17 protein-coding genes are annotated in these 23,813 nt (G+C 44.0%); 14 read left to right on the plus strand and 3 right to left on the minus strand.

The window, feature by feature from the left end; translation table 11 throughout:
* The 3 genes from sufB to GJQ68_RS17435 all read right to left on the minus strand — a co-directional run bounded on the left by sufB (position 1) and on the right by GJQ68_RS17435 (position 3,341).
* Positions 1-1,446: a Fe-S cluster assembly protein SufB gene (gene sufB / locus GJQ68_RS17425; RefSeq protein WP_162418576.1), complete on the minus strand. Its 1,446-nt coding sequence runs from the start codon at positions 1,444-1,446 to the stop codon at positions 1-3.
* A 252-nt stretch (positions 1,447-1,698) separates the two neighbouring features.
* The gene (locus GJQ68_RS17430; protein ID WP_162418577.1) at positions 1,699-2,172 is read right to left on the minus strand and encodes an Lrp/AsnC ligand binding domain-containing protein; all 474 of its coding nucleotides are present in this window, start codon (positions 2,170-2,172) and stop codon (positions 1,699-1,701) included.
* 140 nt (positions 2,173-2,312) lie between these two features.
* A complete protein-coding gene (locus GJQ68_RS17435) occupies positions 2,313-3,341 on the minus strand; it encodes a LacI family DNA-binding transcriptional regulator (protein ID WP_162418578.1) in 1,029 nt (342 codons plus the stop codon).
* A 360-nt stretch (positions 3,342-3,701) separates the two neighbouring features.
* Here GJQ68_RS17435 and GJQ68_RS17440 point away from each other — a divergent pair, with 360 nt between their 5' ends.
* The 14 genes from GJQ68_RS17440 (at position 3,702) to GJQ68_RS17505 (ending at position 23,695) form a co-directional block, all read left to right on the plus strand.
* A complete protein-coding gene (locus tag GJQ68_RS17440; RefSeq protein WP_162418579.1) occupies positions 3,702-4,952 on the plus strand; it encodes a DUF6807 domain-containing protein in 1,251 nt (416 codons plus the stop codon).
* Between the two features lie 165 nt (positions 4,953-5,117).
* Entirely contained in the window at positions 5,118-6,539 is a 1,422-nt protein-coding gene (locus GJQ68_RS17445) for a Gfo/Idh/MocA family protein (protein ID WP_162418580.1), read from the plus strand.
* A 33-nt stretch (positions 6,540-6,572) separates the two neighbouring features.
* Positions 6,573-7,733, plus strand: coding sequence for a mannonate dehydratase (gene uxuA / locus GJQ68_RS17450; RefSeq protein WP_162418581.1), 1,161 nt, complete (start codon positions 6,573-6,575; stop codon positions 7,731-7,733).
* 32 nt (positions 7,734-7,765) lie between these two features.
* Positions 7,766-8,590, plus strand: a complete 825-nt coding sequence (locus GJQ68_RS17455; protein WP_162418582.1) for a glycerophosphodiester phosphodiesterase — start codon at positions 7,766-7,768, stop codon at positions 8,588-8,590.
* 240 nt (positions 8,591-8,830) lie between these two features.
* Complete coding sequence (locus GJQ68_RS17460; RefSeq protein WP_162418583.1) at positions 8,831-9,052, plus strand: hypothetical protein; 222 nt, start codon at positions 8,831-8,833, stop codon at positions 9,050-9,052.
* 148 nt (positions 9,053-9,200) lie between these two features.
* Positions 9,201-9,788, plus strand: coding sequence for an RNA polymerase sigma-70 factor (locus GJQ68_RS17465; RefSeq protein ID WP_162418637.1), 588 nt, complete (start codon positions 9,201-9,203; stop codon positions 9,786-9,788).
* A 149-nt stretch (positions 9,789-9,937) separates the two neighbouring features.
* Positions 9,938-10,912: a FecR family protein gene (locus tag GJQ68_RS17470; protein WP_162418584.1), complete on the plus strand. Its 975-nt coding sequence runs from the start codon at positions 9,938-9,940 to the stop codon at positions 10,910-10,912.
* Positions 10,913-11,037: 125 nt separating this feature from the next.
* Entirely contained in the window at positions 11,038-14,415 is a 3,378-nt protein-coding gene (locus tag GJQ68_RS17475) for a SusC/RagA family TonB-linked outer membrane protein (protein ID WP_162418585.1), read from the plus strand.
* A gap of 11 nt (positions 14,416-14,426) precedes the next feature.
* On the plus strand, positions 14,427-15,950 hold the full coding sequence (locus GJQ68_RS17480; RefSeq protein WP_162418586.1) for a RagB/SusD family nutrient uptake outer membrane protein: 1,524 nt from the start codon (positions 14,427-14,429) through the stop codon (positions 15,948-15,950).
* A 49-nt stretch (positions 15,951-15,999) separates the two neighbouring features.
* Positions 16,000-17,403, plus strand: coding sequence for a sulfatase (locus tag GJQ68_RS17485; protein WP_235941710.1), 1,404 nt, complete (start codon positions 16,000-16,002; stop codon positions 17,401-17,403).
* Complete coding sequence (locus GJQ68_RS17490) at positions 17,396-19,447, plus strand: sulfatase-like hydrolase/transferase (protein ID WP_162418588.1); 2,052 nt, start codon at positions 17,396-17,398, stop codon at positions 19,445-19,447. Before GJQ68_RS17485 ends, GJQ68_RS17490 begins: the two co-directional genes overlap by 8 nt.
* Positions 19,448-19,898: 451 nt before the next feature.
* Positions 19,899-21,242 carry a sulfatase family protein gene (locus GJQ68_RS17495; RefSeq protein ID WP_162418589.1) on the plus strand — a complete coding sequence of 448 codons (1,344 nt, stop codon included), beginning with the start codon at positions 19,899-19,901 and terminating at the stop codon, positions 21,240-21,242.
* A 167-nt stretch (positions 21,243-21,409) separates the two neighbouring features.
* Positions 21,410-22,867 carry an alkaline phosphatase D family protein gene (locus GJQ68_RS17500; RefSeq protein ID WP_162418590.1) on the plus strand — a complete coding sequence of 486 codons (1,458 nt, stop codon included), beginning with the start codon at positions 21,410-21,412 and terminating at the stop codon, positions 22,865-22,867.
* Between the two features lie 294 nt (positions 22,868-23,161).
* A complete protein-coding gene (locus GJQ68_RS17505) occupies positions 23,162-23,695 on the plus strand; it encodes a DUF7800 domain-containing protein (RefSeq protein WP_162418591.1) in 534 nt (177 codons plus the stop codon).
* The last annotated feature ends 118 nt before the right edge of the window (positions 23,696-23,813 follow it).

The raw sequence follows: 23,813 nt of genomic DNA on the forward strand, positions 1-23,813 counted from the left end.
TTATCCGACGCTTCCTTCTAATGTCAAAGCAAGTAATTTCTGTGCTTCTACAGCAAATTCCATAGGTAATTGGTTCAAAACTTCCTTTGCATACCCATTTACAATCAGTGCTACGGCATCTTCGGAGCTGATGCCACGTTGATTGCAGTAAAATATCTGGTCTTCTCCAATCTTGGAAGTCGTGGCCTCGTGTTCTACTTTAGCACTCGAATTATGAATGTCGATGTAAGGAAAGGTGTGGGCACCACATTTATCCCCCATCAACAGCGAATCGCATTGGGAAAAGTTTCTGGCATCGGTAGCTCGCTTCATTACCTGAACCTGCCCCCGATAGGAGTTTTGTGATTTTCCGGCAGAAATCCCTTTAGATACAATTCTGGAGCGGGTGTTCTTTCCAATGTGGATCATTTTGGTCCCCGTATCTGCCTGCTGGTAATTATTGGTCACCGCTACGGAATAAAACTCGCCAATTGAATGATCTCCTTTTAGTATACAGGAAGGATACTTCCAGGTTACAGCCGATCCGGTTTCTACTTGTGTCCAGGATATTTTCGAGTGGTTGCCGGCACAAATGCCCCTTTTGGTAACAAAATTATAAATGCCGCCTTTACCATTTTTATCTCCCGGGAACCAATTCTGTACCGTAGAATACTTCACTTCAGCGTTCTCTGCCGCATAAATCTCTACCACAGCAGCATGCAACTGATTTTCATCCCGCTGCGGAGCTGTACACCCTTCCAGGTAAGAAACATAAGATTTATCTTCTGCGATGATCAGGGTACGCTCAAATTGCCCCGTATTTGCCGCATTAATCCGGAAATAAGTGGACAACTCCATGGGGCATCTCACGCCTTTTGGAATGTAACAAAAAGATCCATCCGAGAAAACCGCCGAATTCAGGGCAGCGAAATAATTGTCCGTAGATGGGACTACTGAACCCAGGTATTTCTTCACCAGGTCCGGATGTTCTTTCACCGCCTCACTGAACGAACAAAAAACAACGCCCAACTTAGATAATGTATCTTTAAAGGTGGTGCCAACAGAAACCGAATCCAACACAGCATCCACGGCAATTCCCTGAAGCCTTTTTTGCTCATTCAAGGAAATCCCCAGCCGATCGTAGATCTTAAGCAGCTCCGGATCGACCTCGTTTATATTACTGGGCTTCGATTTTTGTTTGGGGGCTGAGTAGTATCTCAGGGCCTGATAATCGATCTTGGGGTACTTAACGTTCGGCCAGGTAGGTTCATCCATCGTTTCCCAATGCCGGAAAGCTTTTAACCTCCAATCCAATAACCATTTAGGTTCTTCTTTTTTGGAAGAAATCCACCGGATGGTGTCTTCAGTCAGACCGATAGGAGCTTCATCTGCTTCATAGTCTACCGACCAGCCGTGTTCATATTCTTTAGAGGTGAATTCTTCTAAAATTTCATTGTCCTTGCTCATAAAAAGAGTTATTTAGACTAATTATATTTTGATGCACAAATATACAACATTAATCTATTTTTTATTGTTCGGAGGGGATTCTAATTAAGTAAAAAAAATGCCAAATTCATTTCTATTTACCTGTAAATCAAATTATTAAAAATAAAATATTCCAAAAAAAAGAAATGGTATCTGTTAAAAAAACCATATTCAATATTGAAAATCCTTAAAAAAAATTTTATTTAGATTTAATCTTAATAATTAACTAATTTATTAATTTTTCTTTTCCAATAATTGGATGGGGCGATTGATACTTTCCTCCAAAACAATTAACGTTTCGGTGCGATCAATTCCTTCAACTTTCTGGATTTTGTTCAACACATCCCGAAGGTGGTTGGTGTCCTTACAAATGATCTTGGCAAAAATGCTGTAGTTTCCGGTGGTGTAGTAGGCGTTGATTACCTCGGCAATTTCTTTGAGTCGCTCGATTACGTTGTCGTACAAGGAGCTTTTTTCCAGGTAAATGCCCAAAAATGCAGAAATATCATAGCCCAATTTTGAGAAATCAATATTCAGCGTCGCACTCTTCACAATCCCCAGATCTTCCAGTTTGCGCATGCGTACGTGCACGGTGCCGGAGGAAACAAACACTTTTTTTGCTATTTCTGTGTAAGGGGTTTTGGCATCCTCGTTCAGTAATGAAATGATTTTTAGGTCGATATTATCAATATCTAAAATTTTATCCATTTTCGAGTTGGTTCATTGTTGATTTCAAAATAAAGATCAGTCTTTATTATTAACTTGTCAAAGTTTTTCCCAACTTTTTTGTTTTCTCGAACGAATTCTATAAAAATTACGGTTTAGGCTTTTTTCAGCAGGGTTGATTTTTAAGAATGCCTTTTTGAAGAATCCCGGATAATCAGTTCCGATCTCAAGGTGATGGTGTTGGTTTTCTGAAGGATTTCGTGCTGCTCGTCTCCCAGGTGATTGACGAGGTTTTTCATCGCTACCTCGCCCATATGATAACTGGGGTAGTTGATTGTACTGAGGTTAGGCTCGACCATTCGGGAGATTAGGTCGTTATTGAATCCTACAATCGCAATGTCCTGCGGAACTCGTATGCCCCGTTTTTTCAATGCCATCAGGCAACTGGCTGCGCTGGTGTCGTTAGATACCAGCAATCCATCCGGTCTGGGGGATAGTTTTAGAATTTTTTTGACAATTCGCTCTCCAGAATCTTCGTCCAGTTCAATGCTGATGACATTTTCAGCATTGAAAACAAACCCATGATCCATCAGGGCGTACTTATAACCTTTTAGTCGGTCTGCGTAGACGTTTATTTGAAGATTACCCACAGCGTGAACGATTCTTTTACAACCCTCTTTGATCAAATGGGAGGTTGCATCGTATATGGCCTGGGTATTGTTGATCACTACTCCGGTAGAATGATTATTCTCTGGAACCCGGTCAAAAAATAGCACAGGTATTTCTTTATTAAAGAAGGACTGGAAATGCTCAATGTTATCGGTGGTGCCCGCTTTGGATACCAATAGACCGTCTACGCGGCTATTGTACATGATATTGGTGTTCGAAATTTCCTTTTCCAACGATTCCATGGATTGACTGATGACCAGGTTGTATCCGGATTGGCTGGCAATTTTTTCCATGCCGGCAAGGACAGAAGACTGAAAGGGGCTATTTAGTTTGGGTACTATCACACCGATGCTTTTGGACCGACGCTTTCGAAGGCTAGAGGCAAAAATATTGGACTGGTATCCCAGCAATTTAGCGGCATCCATGATTTTTTTGCGGGTATTTACATGCACTCTCGGATGATTACTCAAGGCCCTGCTCACGGTGGTAGGAGATAACCCCACGTTTTCCGCTATATCGTAAATGGTGATTTCTTTTTTCATTTAATTTTCCTTAGCCCAATTGATTGCTAATAATAAATAAAATTAAAGATGGATGCAACCGATTTCCAAGCAATTATAGTTTTGAATTAACCCCATTACCGGTATTTATTTTTAGTAGGAAGAATAATATTGAATGATTTGGCAATTTTAATAATCTATTTCTTGATTTCACAGTCATTTTTCACATTTGACTTTTCAATTGTTTGGCAAATCAATGCCTGCAAACATTATTTGCTTGTCTAATTGACTTGTGAAGAATGGGGGTGACCTTCTTAAATATATATGAAATCGGTTGTATTGAAATAAATATATTAATATGTTTACGGTTATTGGAATTCGAAATAAGATAAGCTACAACGCATGAATAAAATTAAACTACTCTTAGGTGTTTTCCTAGGTTTTTCGTTGCCAATTTCAGGAATGGCTCAAAAACTGGCTACCGTGGAGATAGCCCTACCGGCAATTTCGAACTATGCCTATCCCGTCTCCTTGCATTTGAATACCGTCACCCATCTTCCCGATTCTGTACTCACTTTATTGGAGGTTTCCGGAGGGGAGCGAATTGAAGTTCCTTTTCAAATGGACCCGATGAAGGAACGAACCCTTCATTGGCTGGTTTCGCCTGAGACAGACAAGGGAATGACCCGTATCTACGAAATTCATCAGAAGAAGGCTACCCAAAACACCGGTAGTTTGGGCTTGAAGCAAACGGAAAAAGCGTTGGTCATCCGTAAAAACGAAGAAGATCTCTGGCAGTATAATTTTGGGATGGCCTATCCTCCGGAAGGGGTGGATTCGGCTTATGCCCGAAGTGGTTTTGTACATCCCATGTGGTCTCCGAGTGGAAAATCGCTTACGCGCATCCAACCGCCGGACCATTACCACCATTATGGCCTTTGGAATCCCTGGACAAGGGCGGAATATAAAGGTGAAACCATTGATTTCTGGAACCTGGCAGAAAAACAGGGAACCGTTCGTTTCGCCAATTTTGTCACCAAAAGCGAAGGTCCTGTTTTTGCGGGGTACCGGGTTCTTCACGAACACCTGGTACTTCAAAACCGTGAAACCCCGGAAGTGGCGATGACCGAAGTGCAAGGCACGCGCATTTACGCCCTGGATGAAGATGAAAGCTATTACCTGGCAGACATCAGCATCCTGCTTAACCCATCCGGTAAGGATCCTGTGACCTTGAAAGAATACCGGTATGGAAGCCTGGGATGGAGGGCTACTGAAAAATGGAACCGAGATAACAGCGAGGTCATTACCTCTGAGGGCCTGAATCGAAAGGAAGCGGATGGAAGCCTGGCCAGGTGGTGTATTGTGCAGGGAGCTATCGACTCAGATTACGCATCCGTGGTGATGATGTCTTCGCCTACAAATTACAATCACCCCGAACCCCTGCGCATTTGGCCGGAGGATATTTACGATCGGGGAGACATGTATGCCAATTTTGCCCCCACTAAAAACATGGATTGGCATTTGGAGGCAGGTAAAAATTATGTTTTAAACTACCGTTTTTTGGTTTCTTCAAAAAAAATAAGCCCCGAAGCCGCAGAGGCGGCCTGGAAACAATTTGCTAGCAGCCCAAAAATGACTATTATTAAAGAATGAATCGTAAGAAAAGGTGGTATGGGCTCTAAAGGTTTCCGAAAGTGGCCGTCTTATCGAAGCTGCCGATTTCTGAGATAGTCCCTTAAAATTTACCGATTGCTTACAGAAATTGCGAAATATATATTAAGAAAAAAACCAAATAGAATAACCAAAAAGCATGCTTCCATGAAAAAAGAGAACAAATCCAATCTTTCGAGAAGGAATTTTATGAAATCCAGTACCAAAGGGGCCCTGGCGGCATCTTTTGCCGTTTCGGGTTTTCCAACCATCGTACCGGCTTCAGTTTTGGGTAAAAATGCGCCCAGCAATAAGATCAATATCGGTCAGGTAGGCTTTGGTAGAATAGCCATGACCCATGATTTGCCGGAGACCATGAAAAATGACATCGCCAGGGTGGTCGCCGTGGCGGATGTGGATCGCGATCGTGCCGCCCAGGGCAAAACCTGGATCGAAAAACAATACGCCGATAAAACCGGAAGTAGCAATTACGTGGATGTAAAAGTCTTTGAAGACTATAAAGAAATGATCAACCACAAAGACGTGGATGCGGTCATTATTAGTACTCCGGACCACTGGCATGCTCAGCCTGCCATGGAGGCTGCCCTGGCAGGAAAGGATATTTACTTACAAAAACCCACCTCCCTAACCATAGAGGAAGGGAGAATGATGAGTGATACCATTCACAGGACCGGTGCCATCTTCCAAATAGGAAGTCAGCAGCGCTCCATGAATCCCTGGCCTCAGTTTAAAAGGGCCTGTGAATTGGTAAGGAACGGCCGAATCGGCAAAATAGAAAGGATTTTAGTAGGATTGCCGGGAGATCCTGCGGGCGGAAATCCGCAAGAAATGCCGGTACCGGACAACTTGAATTACGACATGTGGTTGGGGTCCACTCCCTGGGTGCCTTATACCTTAGATAGGGTGCATTCTCAGGATAATCTTCGTTCCAGGCCAGGATGGCTCAGGTGCGAACAATTCGGAGCGGGAATGATTACCGGATGGGGTGCCCATCACCTGGATATCGCTCATTGGGGAATGGGTAAAGAGTATTCCGGTCCCATAGAGCTGGAAGCCTCTGCTTCCTTTCCTACCGAAGGACTTTGGACGGTTCATGGTGATTTTAAAGTAACGGCCAAATACGATAATGATGTGATCATGGAAGTCAGCGGGGATTATCCCAATGGGGTAAGGTTTGAGGGTACCGAAGGGTGGATTTTCGTAGCCCGTGGGAATGTAGGTGTAACGGACAGTGATCCTGTACCAGGTGGAAAAGCCAGCGAAGCTTTTAAAGCCAGCGACCAAAAGATCCTTACTTCCGTAATAGGGCCGGAGGAGATTCATTTGTATGCAAGTGAAGAGCAGCATAAAAACTGGTTGGATTGTATTGTTTCCAGAGAACAACCCATTGCACCTGTAGAGGTGGCGCACAGATCCTGCAGTGCTTGTTTGCTTTCCCATATTGCCATGAAGCTACCAAGAAAATTGTACTGGGATCCCGTACGTGAAAAGTTCAAAAATGACGATGAGGCCAATGCCATGCTGTCCCGACCCAACAGGCATCCTTATGGAACTCAATACGTACTTTGAGCAAATAATTTTAACAAAGGATAGCAAACAAATATGTCTTTGATTCAAAGCTGGCGCTGGTTTGGGCCGAATGATCCTGTATCCCTGCAGGATATTCGCCAGGCCGGCGCTTCTGATGTGGTATCGGCCCTGCACCATATTCCCCATGGAGAAGTCTGGCCCCTGGAAGAAATCCTGGAAAGAAAAAAAATAATTGAAGCAGCCGGTCTGGTCTGGACGGTAGTAGAATCCGTTCCGGTACATGAGTCCATCAAAACCAGGGCAGAAGACTGTGAACAGTACCTGGAAAATTACCGACAAACATTGGATCACCTCGCTCAGGCAGGGATCCGGCTGGTCTGTTATAATTTTATGCCGGTTTTGGATTGGACACGAACGGACCTTTCCGTGGTTTTGCCGTCTGGTGCGCGTGCTTTGTATTTTGACTGGGCAGATCTGGCCGCCTTTGACCTTTTTGTATTAAAGCGGGAAGGGGCCAAGACGGAATACCCTGCTCTCATTGTGGATCAGGCCGGTGAAAAATGGTCGGCCATGGCTGCCAAAAGAAAGCAGGAACTTGCGGATATTATTCTCATGGGAGTTCCCACCGAGAAAAGCATGACCTTGGAGGGGCTTTCTAAGAGCATTTCGCTTTATCAATCTATTGGGAAGGAAGGATTGCGAGAAAATTTGCTGTACTTTTTGCGGGGTATCCAAGGTACCTGCGAAAAATATGGGATGACCATGACCCTTCATCCGGATGATCCGCCTTATTCCATTTTAGGTTTACCACGGATTGCTTCCGGTCTGGAAGATTTGGTTTTCATCACGGATGCCATCAGCGAGCCTTTCAATGGAATCTGTCTTTGTACCGGATCTTTGGGAGCCGGGAACAAAAATGACCTACCCGAAATTATCAGTGCCGTGGCCGACCGTATCCATTTTGTTCATCTCCGAAATGTAAAGAAAGACGAAAGAGGTAATTTTCACGAATCCGATCACCTCGATGGAGATGTGGATATGTTTGAGGTCATGAAACGATTGGTAAAAATCAATAAAAAACGGGCCAAGCCCATTCCATTTCGTCCCGATCATGGGCATCAAATGCTGGACGATTTGCAAAAGCAAACCATTCCAGGTTATTCTGCCATTGGCCGGTTAAAGGGACTGGCAGAATTGAGGGGGTTGGAAATGGCTTTGGAAAAGCACTTCTAATAAAAAACTATTCTTGGTTTTGCTGAATTGAAATGATTCAAAAACTAATCGTCTTCACTTTTCTTCTCGTGCTGAGTACGGTGCCTATTGTGGCACAGGATTTCGAAATGCCAGAAAAAGGGTTTTGCGCACATAGAGGAGCCATGGCCAGCCATCCTGAAAATACCATCCCGGCTTTTCTGGAAGCCATAAGAGTCGGTGCTCATATGATCGAACTGGACGTGCAGTTTAGTAGGGACTCTGCATTGGTGCTGATGCACGATGCTACGGTGGACCGCACCACCAATGGAAGTGGAGCGGTAGCTGCGTTGACCTTATCCGAACTCAAACGCCTGGATGCCGGGAGTTGGAAAGGCGATCAATTTTCCGGCATCCAAATTCCGTTACTGGAGGAAGTGCTGGAGCTCATGCCACGGAATATCTGGCTAAATATCCATTTAAGAGGGGGGCAATCCCTGGGAAGGCGCGTTGTCCGGTTATTGGAAGAAACGGGCAGGAGCCATCAGGCATTCTTAGCGGTGCAGGAGCAGTCTCGCCTTGGTGCTCGAAAGGCATCTGATTCGGTATTAATTTGCAATATGGAGAGGTTATCCGGAGGTGCGGATTATGTAGCCGCTACGGTCGAAATGGGGGCAAATTTCATTCAACTAAGGGGAGAGATCTTTCCTGAATTTAAGGATTATGCCCGCGTTTTACATGAAAAAGGAATCAAAGTGAACTATTTTGGCACCGATGATCCGGTTGTTTTTGAGGCACTTTTTGAATTGGGGGTTGATTTTCCTTTGGTGAATGACATTGCTGCAGCCATGGATTGGGCAGGCGATAATGGTCTAAAACCAGTTAAACCTATCTATTGAAAATCCATTAAAAATTCCGGAGCCTTTACATTTCACTACTTCCTTATACCAAATGGTATCATAATTGGCCTGAACCCCTTTAACCAATTGATGTGCAATGGCTCCCATGCTTTAGCGTCCCCTATCGGGGATGGCTAAATGATTTACATTCTATTTACGCAGATTGGTGAAATAATCTCATTCATTCTGCTTAATTGGAGGGATTTTTGTGATGGTATTTGTTAACAAACAGATGAAATTATGAAACGTTTAACTAATATTTGGAAGCAGCTATTGATGGTGCTTTTTTTCTCTTTGGTTCAACTCCGCTATCTGTTGGCCCAAACAGGGGAGGAATCTGGGGACGACTACCCGTTGAATCCTTCTCCGCTTCGAGTGGTATTTTATATCATCCTATCATTTATCGTGATTGCCGTGGTGTTTAAATTACTTTACAAACCCAGGAGAAAGAATCAGCCTTAAAAAACCATGGAGGTATAGAGTTACTTTAATAAGAGGGTACAAGTAAGAAACCAGCAGGGCAAATCATCTGCAGTAAAGGGCAGTATTTTTTTACGTTGCCAATTTTTTGATTGGCAAAAAAATTCTAAATTGACATTCTTTGAACAGAATGGCCCGACCCAAAATAACCGATAAAGCCCTTTGCGAGGCATTGTTTCACCACGACAAAAGTGCCTTTGATACCATTTACGACAGGTATTGGAAAAGACTTTATTGTTATGCCTATAAGATTTTTGAGGACCAGGTGCTTTGTGAGGATGTGGTTCAGGAAGTATTCTTAGGTTTATGGGAGAGAGCCCAAAAGAAAAAGATCAATCATCTGGAGGCTTATCTTTTTAGGGCAGTAAAATTTCAGGTATTGAATTTGGTCAGGAATATAAAACAAACCACAGATCTGGAAAGTATCTTTTCTCACCTTCCCGAACAACTGGAGGCGGATCATTTTTTGGAATATGAGGAAGTGGATACTATTTTGAAAAAGACGGTTCATGCCCTCCCGGAAAAGTGCAAAGAAGTGTTTCAGTTGAGCCGGGAAGCTGAGATGTCCAACCAGGAAATTGCCTTGAAAATGAATATATCTGTCCGGACAGTAGAGGCCCATCTGTACAAAGCATTGAAATCTATCAAAAAAAATCTTAACCAAATTTATTTTTGGACATCGCTGCTGCTAGGTGATGCTATTTATCTTTTATTTTGATTTTACGAATTAAATTAATTTTTTATTATATTTTTTATCGAATTTTAGGCATCTAAAATTGGCTTTCACCTCGCATTCCAATTTTTTTTCTCCTGGTTCGTAAGTATTTCAGTAGGCTAAGGGTACTATCCTTATAGATGGTAAATGATATGAAGAAAAAAGAATTCCTGAACCTGCTTCAGAAAAGGAGTAGGGGAGAGCTGAATAAAAGAGAAGAGGCCAAACTGCTGCAAATTTTGGACCTCCTTCAGCGAAGGGAATTGGATTGGGAAATGGACAGCCGGGAGCAGCAGGAAATTAAAGACAAGATGAAGGCAAAAATTGATTCAAACCTTCACCAATCAAAACCCCTTCCCCGACCATCCTATTATGGGATGATGAAATGGGCTGCCTCCTTTTTAGTATTGATGGGTCTTGCTTATCTGGGGTATCAAGTCCAGCAATTAACCCCGAACGTCGTTTGGGAGGAAAGAATTACCAACGAGCGGCAGAAAGCTTCCATTACCTTACCGGATGGCAGCATAGCATTTTTAAATACCAACACCAGGCTGAGGTTCCCCAAGGAATTTGTGAATGGAAAAAGGGAAGTTGAATTGGATGGAGAAGCTTTTTTTGAAGTGGTAAAAGACAAGGGAGCCACTTTTGAAGTAAACAGCCAGGGGATAAAGACGGTAGTTTTGGGAACAGCGTTTAATGTCAGGGCACACCAGGAATTGCCTGTAAAAGTGGCCGTGCAAAGCGGAAAGGTAGCTGTTTTTCACCAAACTTCCGCAGCCGACGCAAGTGGTGTGGAGTTGCAGCCCGGGCAAATGGCCACGGCCATTCCCAATGCTGAGGGCTTTGCGATAGCGGAAATGGATTCGGATTCTTTTCTGGATTGGAAAGCAGGTTCCGTTTCCTTCGATATGAACCCCTTTGATGAAGTGATACAGCGGCTGGCTTCCATCTACAATTACAAGATTGAGTTAGTGGGGGAGGGAATGGATCAATGCCAGATCAAAGCGACCTATGGCAATGGGAACTTATTTGCGGTATTGTACGGCCTGAAAAACCTGGTCGCGTTTGACGTGGAAAATACCGGTGAGAGGGCACTGAAAATAACCTATAAAAAATGTAAACTATAAAAATTAACAGCCTATGTGAAAAGTTCAAAGTGTAACCTTTAATCAAAAATATCCGGAACTGCTGCAACAGTCCCGGATCAGGATCGGTGGAAAACCACCTTGTTTAACAATAAACATTTAAAATTATGAAAAATAATTTACTCAGGCTAATTGTGCTTTATTCAAAACAAACCCTAAAGTACTTTTTACTTCAATTGCTTGTCATACAGGTGATTATGGCAGAACCAGGCTCCAGTCAGAGCATGGAAGATTATCAGGTACAGTTACAAGCCAAGAATCAAAAGCTGGTAACGGTATTGGCAGCATTAGAGCAGCAGACAGATTTTGTCTTCGCCTATAATCAGGAAGTAGCCAAAGACAAAACGAAAATTTCCCTCCATTTATCCACGGACCTTAAAACCATGCTTAAAAAGATCACGGAGCAGGTGGATTACGATTTCAAGCGGGTAAATGAGCAGATTTATGTGGTAAGGAGCGAGGTGGTTTACCTTTCAAAAGGAGAAACGGTTCCGGTAGACGAGGACCGGAGTTGGTTGGACATAGAAATAACCGGGACCGTAACAGATGAAAACGGAGAGCCCATTCCTGGGGCTACTGTTTCAATTCCTGGCACTTCGGTAGGAACGGTTACGGATATTGATGGGAATTATAGTTTAAATGTTCCGGATGGGGCTACTCTAGTATATTCATTCATTGGTTATGAATCAAAAGAGATTGAAATTGGAGATCGAAGCGTAATTAATGTAAGTTTAAAAGAGGATGTATCCTCATTGGATGAAGTAGTAGTTTTGGGTTATGGGTCTGTTCAAAAATCTGATTTGACAGGGTCCGTTTCTAAAATTGATGCCAAAGAACTATCAAATTTACCAGCTCCCAGGGTCGATCAATTACTTCAGGGGAGAGCAGCGGGAGTCAACGTAACTTCAGTAAGTGGTAGCCCCGGTGCAAGGGCGTCCATCAGGATCAGGGGAGGAAATTCTGTACAGGGAGATAATGAACCCCTTTATGTTATAGATGGATTTATTGCGGGAACCAATTTTAATCTGAACAATATCAATGTCAACGATATCGAATCCATTGATATTTTGAAGGACGGATCAGCAATATCCTTGTATGGAACACGGGGAGCCAACGGAGTAATTCTAATTTCTACTAAAAGTGGTAAAGGGGTTTCTGGAGGAAAACCCTCCGTATCACTGAATGCTTATACAGGATTTCAAAACCTTGCGAGGAAGATTGATTTTTTAGACGGCCCCGAACGTGCGGCGTATGGATTTGAATACGCAGAATTCAGTGGAGAAGCCAATCCTTTTGTAGATGAAAGTTTGATTGGAAATACCGATTGGCAGGAGCAAATTACCAGAACTGCTCCTATTACCAATCTGGATTTATCAGTAAGAGGGAATTCAGATAGGGTTAATTATTTTATTTCTGGAAATTATATGAACCAAAGGGGTATTATCCGGGAATCAGGGATTGAAAGATATAGCTTTAGGGCAAACTTAGATTTTAAATTAACCGAGAATCTTACTTTAGGGACAAGGATCAATACGTCATTTGTAAAAAACGATAATGACTTAGTCAGTTTGTGGCAAGCAAGGAGAGCCCTGACCACTTTTCCGGTATTTCAGGAAGATGGATCGCTTTGGGACGAAGACTATGTTCAGGGAGGTCCTTTCGATAATCCAGAAGCTTTATTACGAATGCAGACCAATAAAAGCATGGTCAATAATTTATTGGGCAATTTTTATATTGAATATAAACCAATTGAGTCGATTACCATTCGATCTACGATAGGGCCTCAATTAAATTGGCGGAAGCAGAATGTTTTTCAATCTGGAAGTTTGCCATCCAGAGCTGCTGCACAAAGAGGAGGATTTGGAAGGATTACTAATAGCTTCAACAATCAGATATTACAAGAAAACACCATTACTTTTGACAAAGAATTGGCTCCAAACCATAAGATTAATATTCTCGGAGGGTTTACCTGGCAAACTTCCCGCACAGAAGGGTTCACGGCACAAACAGATGGATTACCAAATGATGGTGTCTCCTTTGATGTATTGCAGTTAGGGAATCCAGAAACCTTTAGGCTCACCTCAAGTTTCAATGATCCGTTCCAGATAGTTTCCTGGATAGGAAGGACCAATTATTCCATTTCTGACAAGTATCTTTTTACCCTGGCAGGAAGAGTGGATGGCTCATCGAGATTTTCCGGAGCGAATAATCAATATGCCTTCTTCCCCTCAGGGGCTTTTGCGTGGCGCATTGGAGATGAAGAATTTATCCGGGACCTAAACGTTTTCGACGAACTGAAATTACGGACAAGTTTTGGTAGGTCTGGAAGTCAGGCCATAGACTCTTACAGCACTTTGGCCGTGTTAAATCCTGGTACCGTAATATTTAATGGAAGTCAGGGGATTGGCGTAAGACGAGACAGGCCTGCCAATCCGGATCTTAGGTGGGAGACTACCTCTCAATTCGATATCGGTTTGGAGGCTGGTTTTTTTGATAACCGATTAAGCGTTGAACTCGATTATTATTATAAAAAGACTGAAGACCTACTTTTAAATAGGGAAATCCCCAGACAAACCGGTTTTAGCCAAAGGCTGGAAAACATTGGTTCTCTGCAAAATCAGGGTATTGAGTTGATGATAAGGTCCGTGAACATTGATAGAAATGACTTTAGATGGTCCTCCAGCCTTACCTTATCCGGAAATAGAAGCCGGGTGTTGGATCTGGGAGGTGTAAATGAGATCAATATTCATTTTCTTGACCAAGGGGGACAGGCCGCCAAACTGGTAGTCGGAGAACCAGTTGGGGTTTTCACTGGACTAGAATACTTGGGAACTTGGCAAAGCCAGGAAGAGCTGGATCAATTTAGGTATAGTGGCCTTCGTGCGGTGGTCGGTGGACCGAGATTCAAGGACACTAACGGAGATGGAATGATCAGTTTTAACGATGATTTTGAGATCATTGGAAATCCTGAGCCAATATTCTTTGGGGGAATCAATAACAGCATACAATGGAAGAATTTCTCCTTGGATATTTTCCTTCAGGGTACATTCGGAAATGATGTTTATAATGAATTCGCCCAAAGGGGCTTTTTTGGTAGAAGTGACCAAAACATTTACGGTGTGGCGAGAGATCGTTGGACGGAATCCGATCCACACCCCTATATCCCGAGAGCAGGTGGCACTGTTAGTATTTCCGATATTCCGTCCAATAGCGAATTGGTAGAAGATGGTTCACATCTCCGGTTGAGAAATGTCATGCTAAATTACAATGTACCCTTACGAAATAATAAGTTGTTTAACAGCTTTAGTGTGTATGCAAGTGGTGCAAATCTTCTTCTGATTTCCAATTTTAGGGGATACGATCCGGAAGCGACCCGCATTGGACCGCAATCAGGAAATACCTACGGCAGTGTGGTTCGGGGAATCATTCGTGCAGAATACCCGAACGCTAGAACCGTAACTTTGGGAATAAATGCCAACTTTTAAACCTACACATCATGAAAATTATAAAAACTAATTACCTACTGATTGTATTTTCTTTAGTGTTTGCCACCAGCTGTGAGAGCTATTTGCAGGAGGAAGTTCGGGGAATAATTGATCCCAGTACGTTTTATCAATCAGATGAAGAGGCCGTGCTTGCTGTAAATGGCATTTACCTGAATTTAAGGCAAAATGGATTTTATGGCAATTGGCAGGGAATTCATACCTTCACTCAATTAGGGGCAGACGAATTGGAGTCCAGCCGGCAATTTGGCGGCAATGAACCCATGCAAAATTACACCCTGACCCAAAGCAACTATTCGAATGCCAGGCAATTGTGGCAGTTGATTTATCGTATGATCGGGGATGCTAACTCGGTGATTACAAATGTTCAAAACAGTCCAAACATCAGTGATGCCGTCAAAAATCAATCGATCGGGGAGGCTTTGTATTTACGGAGTTTCGGGTATTACCACCTAAGTAATCTGTGGGGAGACGTACCTTACTATGACGAAGAAATCCCAATTGCCGATGCCGCCGCTTTGGGTAGAATGCCAGTCGACGAAATCCGGAATAACCTTGTTGGTGATTTGAAGCGCATCGAAACGGAAAATCTATTACCTGATTCCTATTCCGGCAATGATCTTGGAAGACCCACCGTTTGGGCAGCCAAAACCTTGCTTGCAAAAATTTATTTATGGCAACAAGACTGGACAAATGCCAGGTCGGAATGTTTGTCTATCATAAGCGAATCTCCGCATCAAATATTGCCAAGTTTCGGTGAAGTTTTTGATGTAAATAATCCATTTAATGAGGAGGTTATCTGGGCCATTGATTTTCAAAAAGACGTTCCGGGGAATGCACAAGACCGCACGGACGGATTCAACCCGAGACTCAGGGATGAGCCAAAAAATCCCGCAGACAGAGGGCCTCTTTCCGATGCATTGGCAGCCAGAAATGAAGAATTTAATGGATATGGTTTGACTGTTCCTATTCTGAGCTTTATCGATGAATTTCCCGAAAATGACTTAAGACGTCCCTATAATATACTCAGTCACTATTTGGGTTTTGAATTAACGTTCCAATACCTGACTAAATTCACCAACTTTGATTTCGTCAATTCCCCCCGCGGAAACCACGGAGAGGCGACCTTAATATTTAGATTGTCAGATGTCTACCTAATGCTGGCAGAAGCCGAGAATGAGTTGAATGGCCCCGGTAATGCTTACCAATACATTAATGCCGTCCGGGAAAGAGCCTATGAGCCCGATCAGCCTTATGCTGGAATGAGCCAATCCGATTTACGAACGGCCATACAGGCTGAGCGAAGATGGGAGTTGGCAGGTGAGGGCCACCGACGGTATGATTTGATCCGATGGGGCATTTTAGTGGAAACGGTAAAAAATGCCGAGTACCGTACTTATGACCCCGGAAACAATATTCAACCACATCATATCCGACTGCCTATCCCCGAAGAGGAAATCATTCTAAATCCTGTACTTTTGGATTCGGACCCTTCTAATAATGGTTATGGGAATTAGAAAAACCCTAATAATAAATAATTATTTAATGTGCAGCTGTCTTATTTTGATGGCTATTCCTATACTTTATTCTTGTGGAAAAGAGAATAAACCCAACATCATCCTGATCAACGTAGATGATCTGGGCTATAAAGACCTGGGCTTTATGGGAAGTACATATTATGAAACCCCAAACCTGGATCAATTGGCAGGGCAGGGCATGGTTTTTTACCATGCCTATGCTGCTGCTGCCAATTGCGCCCCCAGCCGAGCCAGCCTGATGAGTGGCAGGAATACCCCCAGACATGGGGTGTATACGGTCGACAATTCGGAAAGAGGAAATGCAAAAACCCGTAAAATCATTCCTACCCCCAATCGGGATTTCCTTCCTGATTCCTTGTATACCCTGGCCAAGATGCTAAAGGATAATGGCTATACGAATGGCACTTTCGGAAAATGGCATATCAATGAGGATCCCTTGCAACATGGTTTTCATGTCAATGTGGGAGGGGCGCACCATGGAAACCCGGGTAGAAATGGGTATTTTAGTCCCTACAATATCAGCTTTATAGAAGATGGGCCTGAGGGCGAATACCTGACCGACCGATTGACCCGGGAGGCCATCGCATTTATTGAAGCCAATCAGTCGAAACCGTTTTTCGTAAACTTAGCCTTCTATTCCGTACATACTCCCATTATGGGCAAGGAAAGTCTGATAGAAAAGTTTAAGAATAAACCGGGAAGGGAAGGACAGGACCGGGCTGATTATGCGGCCATGGTAGCTTCGGTAGATGAAAATGTCGGTAAACTATTGCAGGTCCTTGATGAATTAAACCTTTCAGATAATACGCTTTTGATCTTTACTTCAGATAATGGTGGGATCAGGGATATCTCCTACCAGGACCCTTTGCGAGCAGGAAAGGGTTCCTATTATGAAGGAGGTATCCGAATCCCTTTGGTAATTCGTTGGCCTGGAAAAATTCCCGCCGGAACTACCTCCGATGTTCCCGTGACTCATATGGATTTTTACCCAACGATAAGGAGTATCATTGAAGTGGAGCAGGTGGGGGAGGAGAACTGGGACGGAATGGACCTGGCTCCCCTGTTTAAGCAAGAATCGCAAGCGGAGAGGCCCCTCTTTTGGCATTTTCCCGTCTACCTTCAAGCCTATAACCCTAAAGAAGATGGGGGCCGGGATCCCTTGTTCAGAACCCGTCCGGGGTCTGTAGTCAGAAAAGGGAAATGGAAGCTCCATCATTATTTCGAAGAGGATGATTATGAACTCTATAACCTGGAGGAAGATCCGGGAGAAACAACCAATTTGGCGGAAAGGGAGCCAGAAATCCGGGACCAGCTGATTAAAATGCTCGAAGGCTGGAGGAAGGAAGTCCATGCACCTGTTCCGAATCAGTCAAATCCCCATTATGATAAAGCATTTGAAATGAACCTTATAAATGAAAAATTGAATGAATAAGCTGTTTTTAATAATGTTGCTGGTAGTTTCCCGCATTTTGATGCCTGAATTTGCCTTTGGAACCAGCCCGGTCGCTAAAAAACCCAACATCATTTTTATTCTAACCGATGATTTGGGGTATGGTGACCTGGGGATATTGTATCAAAACCAACGGAAAGCAGAAGGCAAACCCTATCACCGTACACCCAATTTGGATAAAATGGCCGCAGAGGGAATGATCTTAACCCGTCATTATGTACCTGCACCGGTTTGTGCGCCTTCCCGGGCTTCCTTGCTCCTGGGGCAACACCAGGGACATGCCGAAATCAGAAACAATCAATTTGATAAAGCCCTTCCTGCCAACCATAACCTGGCGACCGTGCTGAAGGAGGCCGGTTATGCGACGGCATTGATTGGTAAATACGGGCTTCAGGGCCTGCAGGGAGACAGTCCTGCTACCTGGGAAGCCTACCCTACCAAAAGGGGCTTTGATTATTTCTTCGGATATGTCCGTCACCGGGATGGACACAATCATTATCCGTCACACGATGTGGCAAATAGGGGACCGATGGAGTTCTACGACGGAAATGAAGAGATATCCAGTCAATTAAAGGGAAGTTACACCACGGACCTTTTTACAGCCAGGGCAAAAAAATACATTCAAGACCATAAAAAGGGCCATCCCGATCAACCGTTTTTTATGTACCTGGCCTACGATACCCCGCATGCAGGTCTGGAAATCCCCAGCATGCCCTATCCCTCGGGTGGGGGTGCAACCGGAGGTATGCAATTCATCGGAGAAAAAGATAATTTTATCAATACCGCCAAGGGGGAGGTAAATGGTTTTATCCATCCGGATTACCGCAAGGAAGAGTGGCCGGAAGTACAGCAACGCTTTGCCAGCATGGTTCGCCGAATTGATAACGCCATCGGAGATCTGATTCACTTATTGAAGGACCTGAATATTGACGAGGAAACACTGATCGTATTTACCTCCGATAATGGTCCACATCACGAATCCTATGGTTATGGAGATTATGATCCTGTTTTTTTTGAAAGTTTCGGAAATTTGGATGGAACCAAACGCGATACCTGGGAGGGAGGTATCCGTGTGCCGGCACTGGTAAGGTGGCCGGGAGAAATACAGGAAAGCGTGAAAAATGACTCTCCCTCAGGGTTCCATGATTGGTTGCCGACATTTGCTGAAATCAGCGGTTTGCCAGCGCCAGCCAATACCGACGGCAGGTCACTCTGGCCCATACTTTCCGGAGAGGATAATGAGCACGATGGTAAAGTTTATATTGAGTACCAGGTTAATAATAACACGAAGAGCTACGAATCCTTCCTCGAATCCAAAAGGGGAAAAAAGCGGGGTGAAATGCAGGTGTTGTACCTGGATGGCTATAAGGGTATCCGATATAATATATTATCTCATGAAGATGATTTCCGTATTTTTGATACGAAATCCGATCCCGGAGAAGCCAATGACCTCGCCGGAACGAATGGGGAGTTTGTCAAGCTCCAAAAAGAAATGAAAAATGCTGTTCTACGTTGGCGAAGGTACAATGCTTCGGCCGAACGGCCCTATGACGATTTGCCGGTTCCTGCGCTGGACCTGAATGGGATTCCTGAAATGGGGGTGCAGGTTGCCAGCTACCGGGGGGATTTCCCATGGGTGCCCTTTATCGATACCGAAAAGGACCTACCTTCGGAGTTTCACCTTTTGGCCCAATTGGATGACTTTGTACCCAAGGAGGAGGCTAAGGTATTTGTATTCCAGGGATTGCTAAAAGTAGATCAAACCGGTGCTTACGAAATCCGCTTTCACACCAATGGCGGTCTGGTGATGCATGTCCACGATGCGCTGGTGGTGGATAACGATCATCCAAGCCTGGCAAAGGAATCCGGAAAGTCCAGCTTGTTTCTGGAGAAAGGGTATCATCCCGTTAAATGGGTTGTCAAAAAGCCGGAGGATAAGGAAAACCTGAAGCTGGAGCTGAAATGGACCGGACCGGGTTTTCAGGACAAACCCTTGAGCCTGTACCAACAAACCCCAACCAACTAAATGGAAGGATTATAAACATACGTTTCGACCTATATTCATAATAAAACCGTCATTCCGAGGCTCCTAGGGTGGATTTGTGCGGAGGAAGCCGTGGGAATCTTTAGTAAAACGGGACTGCCACACCATAGTGCGCACAAAAAAGGGTTCGCAGTAACGATATAGCCGGGTTTAAGTACGCTCTTAACTGGAAATCAGGTTATAAGGGTAAAAAGATTTTAATAGAGGGGGTATTCGGATTCCTTTTATGGTCGGCCAGAAAGGCAAAATCGAATGGTAGATACGAAAATGAAAACCAAACCCCGGTAGGGGTGAAAGGAGTGTAATCCCGGGTAAGCCTACAGCGGAGGCGCAGCCCGGGGTATTTTTGTGGGGTTTTCCGGAATAATAGGTAAATAATTTCTATATTTAAAAGACTACTTAAAATGACCAAAACCCAATGAAACCTCCTTCCATGAATTTTATTCTGAGTTACAAAATAAGCTTAACAGTTGTTATTTTATTTCTTTCCGCCAGCTTCGGTTTCAGCCAAACAGCGAAACCAAACATCATATACATCCTTTCCGATGATCAGTCCTGGACCGATTATGGGTTTACCGGACACCCGCACATAGAGACCCCCCGCATCGATCAACTGGCAGCGGAGGGACTCACCTTTACCCGCGGCTATGTGACGGCTCCTCTTTGCAGTCCTTCCCTGGCTTCCATCATCACAGGGTTGTATCCCTACCAGCATGGTATTACGGGAAATGATCCGGAATTCACCTTTGAAAAACCACGGTACCAAACCGATTGGCAGGAAGCCAGGTCCCGGCTTTACAAAGACTACCTGGACGAATTCCAACAACACCCTACGGTACCCCAGCTGTTACAAAAACTCGGCTATGTATCCTTTCAGTCCGGCAAATGGTGGGGTGGCCACTGGAAGGAGGGTGGCTTCACCGATGGCATGACGCATGGAGACCCCACAAGGGGAGGCCGCCATGGGGATGAGGGATTGAAAATCGGAAGAGAAGGCATGGACCCCATCTTTGATTTTATGGATCAGGCCATAGCCGATCAGGATCCGTTCTTTATCTGGTATGCTCCCTTTTTGCCCCATTCTCCGCATACGCCACCGGATTCTCTTTTGCAAAAATACCTGCCCAAAGCTCCTACCGAAGCGGTGGCTGCCTATTGGGCCATGTGTGAATGGTTGGACATCACGGTAGGCCAGCTATTGGATAAGGTGGAAGAGGAAGGATTGACCGACAATACCCTGGTGGTATTTGTAACCGACAATGGCTGGATTCAGGATCCTGACCGGCCCAACCGATATGCACCCGGATCCAAACAAGACCCACAAGACATGGGCATTCGGACACCTATCATTTACAAGTGGCCGGCAAAAATCAGCCCCCGCATGGATACCGAAAACCTGACCAGCAGCATCGATATGGCTGTGACCACCTTGGCAGCGGTAGGTATGGAGCCGCTTCCAGACATGCAAGGCGTCAATGTGCTGGACACAAAAGCATTGTCGAAAAGAAAACAGATTTACAGCATGGATTTCTCTCATGACATGGTGGCCGTGGACCAACCGGAGCAAACATTGGAAAGCCGCATCATAATCAGTGGTTCCTGGAAGTTGATTAACCCGGGTATTGCCAATCCCAACAATCAGGAAGTCCTTCTATATGATATTCTGAAAGATCCCATGGAAACGGAGAATTTAGCGGATGAGCATCCTAAAGTGGTTAAAAAGCTTGTGGCTGACCTGGATAAGTGGTGGGCCGGAGAGGTAGGTTCCAAACAATAGTTAAGGAAAGTATTAGTTAAAAAAAGGCGGGGGTTTTTCCTGCTTTTTTTAATTGGTGCTGATGTACTCCTATGAACACTAAGTTTCCATCCCTCAAAATGGTCATTTTCGGGTTTTTTGGGTAGATAAGGAAAGAGGAAAAGTCTAAAAACTAATAATTCTATTATATGGAAGAAAACAGGCGCACATTTTTAAGCAAAATCGGATGGCTAGCGGGAAGTTTGCTTACTCCGGTCAATGCTATCTGGGCCAAGGTTCCTTTCAAAGGGTCAATTGCACCGGTATATTTCACCAATGGATTTAAGATGACGGAAGTTTCTCAATCGGAAGTAATCGTATGGAGCCGTCTTGGTACTCAGGCCAAACCCAATCCCCTTATCCACCGGAAAGAAAAGCATCCCAGTCAAAACAACGAATATCCTATTGACTTTGATGAACAAATGCCTGCAGAAAAAATGGATGGAGGCCTGACCGGTTCACCCGGGTGGGTACGGGCAATTCTAGAAAACAAGGGAGACAGGATGGTGTCCGACTGGCAGGAGGCCAGGGCAGAAAGGGATTTTACGGTCCATCTTTCCTTTTCAGGTTTGCATCCTGCTACGGAATACAAGGTGCGGCTGGAAGGTAAAGCGGAAAAGGGTGAAGTTACGGCCTTCCAAACCGGATCGTTTAAGTCTGCAGGAAGCCAGACAGATCCTTCGGAACTTTTACTGACTACTTCTACCTGCCAGTATTTCTGGAATCATGATGATAGGGAAAGGGGGTTTAAAACCTATGATGCCATGCGTAAGCTACAACCTGATTTTTTTGTGCATACCGGTGATTATGTGTATTATGACAGGATAGGACCCATGGCGACTACCCTTGAAAAGGCCAGACATAAATGGCATGCCATGGATGGCTGGCCCGCTTTAAAGGAATTTTACCGGCAAGTCCCCCTTTATATGTTGAAGGATGATCATGACCTCTTAAAAGATGATGTTTATCCCGATACCAGTCCTTTGGGTGAGTTTACGCTAGCGCAAGGCCTCCAAGTCTGGCGGGAGAATGTCCCCTTAAAGGGTGAGCCGTACAGGACCTACAGGTGGGGTAGGAATTTGCAGATATGGTTGGTGGAGGGCAGAGAATTCCGGACGCCGAAGGAAAGCCTTTCAGGAAGTTCCAGGACCATTTGGGGTGAAGCACAAAAGCGGTGGTTTGTGAATACCATCAAGGCCTCCGACGCAACCTTTAAAATCCTTTTTTCTCCTACACCTGTGGTAGGTCCCGATAGGGAGAAAAAAATGGATAATCATGCCAATCAACTGTTTGATGAGGAAGGAAATTGGTTGCGGCAATTATTGTCTGAAATCGAGGGAGTTTTTGTGGTTAATGGAGACCGGCATTGGCAGTATTTTTCCATAGACGATAAAACAGGCCTGAGGGAATTCGGTGCAGGTCCCGTGTCGGATGCGCAGTCAGGGGGCTGGTCAGAAGACGATGTGCGTCCCGAACATCAATTTTTAAGGGTAAAAGGAGGATTTTTGAGCATCAGGCTATCTCATCAGGCTGGTAGACCAAAAATTGAATTCAGACATCACGATGTAGAAGGTGAGGTTATGCATCAGGAGGAATTTGAAGCTTAGGGATGAAATCAATTTGAGCTGTTCGGGAAACAGGTTGAATGAAATAAAAAAAATACTATCTGGTATTCCTTTTTATCCGGTCATAAACCGCTACTTATTAGGATAATTGTCTGTATCATTTGTTTAATATCAATACGTTAATAAAGCTTAATGATGGATACCAGCTATTTAAAAAATCATCAGAACTTGACGAAACATACTTTTTTAACGATAGTCATATGCTTTACATTTTTTCTGTTTTTTGGATTGCCTTTTCAAAATCATGCCCAGGATTTCGGCGAACAAGGTCATCCAATGAATAAAAACACGGATAGCAGGGAGATCTTTAACTATTGGGGCACTACTTCCGATGCTGATCAAAAATTTTATGAATCGGCTTATACCATTTTATCATCGGGAAAAAATAGCTCCTATGCCGACCTTATGGAATCAACTTTTTTTAATCAACTGGTTGAAAGGCAGGGAAGAAAAATTTTGGCTGGCCCAATGCTTGGCCAAATCAAATCCGATGGTGCTACTGTATGGGTTAGAACGTTGGAACCGGCAAAGATTGAAGTGGAAATAGAAAAGGAAGATGGAATAGTTGTTTTTGGTCCGGCATATTCCAATTATGAAACGGATTTATCTGCTGAAATAAGGATTGATGGGTTACAATCTTCCTCTCGCTACCCCTATCAACTAATAGTTAACGACAAGGATATTTCTCCCAGCACCGATCAAGTGATCAATACCGTGCCGGAATTGGGAACAAACCAAGAGGTTAAAATTGCCTTTGGTTCTTGTCCTCACCGTTGGGGGTTGGGAAATCACAACTTATCATCCTTCTAAGGAGGATCCAGCTGTTACCTTCCGACTTATAAGTGATGATGGTAACTACCTATTTGAAAAAACCATAAATATAAGTGAATTGACACCATGATGATCAAACTCCTTTTTTTATGTTAAT

Source organism: Cyclobacterium roseum (assembly GCF_010119225.1).
In the GTDB taxonomy this organism is placed as follows: Bacteria; Bacteroidota; Bacteroidia; order Cytophagales; family Cyclobacteriaceae; genus Cyclobacterium; species Cyclobacterium roseum.

What these genes read in the sequence shown, in the direction of transcription:
- GJQ68_RS17440 (WP_162418579.1), top strand. Translation starts at nt 3,702, where the DNA reads ATGAATAAAATTAAACTACTCTTAGGTGTTTTCCTAGGTTTTTCGTTG.
- GJQ68_RS17500 (WP_162418590.1), top strand. Translation starts at nt 21,410, where the DNA reads ATGGAAGAAAACAGGCGCACATTTTTAAGCAAAATCGGATGGCTAGCG.
- sufB (WP_162418576.1), bottom strand. Translation starts at nt 1,446, where the DNA reads ATGAGCAAGGACAATGAAATTTTAGAAGAATTCACCTCTAAAGAATAT.
- GJQ68_RS17505 (WP_162418591.1), top strand. Translation starts at nt 23,162, where the DNA reads ATGAATAAAAACACGGATAGCAGGGAGATCTTTAACTATTGGGGCACT.
- GJQ68_RS17430 (WP_162418577.1), bottom strand. Translation starts at nt 2,172, where the DNA reads ATGGATAAAATTTTAGATATTGATAATATCGACCTAAAAATCATTTCA.
- GJQ68_RS17460 (WP_162418583.1), top strand. Translation starts at nt 8,831, where the DNA reads ATGAAACGTTTAACTAATATTTGGAAGCAGCTATTGATGGTGCTTTTT.
- uxuA (WP_162418581.1), top strand. Translation starts at nt 6,573, where the DNA reads ATGTCTTTGATTCAAAGCTGGCGCTGGTTTGGGCCGAATGATCCTGTA.
- GJQ68_RS17490 (WP_162418588.1), top strand. Translation starts at nt 17,396, where the DNA reads ATGAATAAGCTGTTTTTAATAATGTTGCTGGTAGTTTCCCGCATTTTG.
- GJQ68_RS17485 (WP_235941710.1), top strand. Translation starts at nt 16,000, where the DNA reads ATGGCTATTCCTATACTTTATTCTTGTGGAAAAGAGAATAAACCCAAC.
- GJQ68_RS17475 (WP_162418585.1), top strand. Translation starts at nt 11,038, where the DNA reads ATGAAAAATAATTTACTCAGGCTAATTGTGCTTTATTCAAAACAAACC.
- GJQ68_RS17455 (WP_162418582.1), top strand. Translation starts at nt 7,766, where the DNA reads ATGATTCAAAAACTAATCGTCTTCACTTTTCTTCTCGTGCTGAGTACG.
- GJQ68_RS17470 (WP_162418584.1), top strand. Translation starts at nt 9,938, where the DNA reads ATGAAGAAAAAAGAATTCCTGAACCTGCTTCAGAAAAGGAGTAGGGGA.
- GJQ68_RS17495 (WP_162418589.1), top strand. Translation starts at nt 19,899, where the DNA reads ATGAATTTTATTCTGAGTTACAAAATAAGCTTAACAGTTGTTATTTTA.
- GJQ68_RS17445 (WP_162418580.1), top strand. Translation starts at nt 5,118, where the DNA reads ATGAAAAAAGAGAACAAATCCAATCTTTCGAGAAGGAATTTTATGAAA.
- GJQ68_RS17435 (WP_162418578.1), bottom strand. Translation starts at nt 3,341, where the DNA reads ATGAAAAAAGAAATCACCATTTACGATATAGCGGAAAACGTGGGGTTA.
- GJQ68_RS17480 (WP_162418586.1), top strand. Translation starts at nt 14,427, where the DNA reads ATGAAAATTATAAAAACTAATTACCTACTGATTGTATTTTCTTTAGTG.
- GJQ68_RS17465 (WP_162418637.1), top strand. Translation starts at nt 9,201, where the DNA reads ATGGCCCGACCCAAAATAACCGATAAAGCCCTTTGCGAGGCATTGTTT.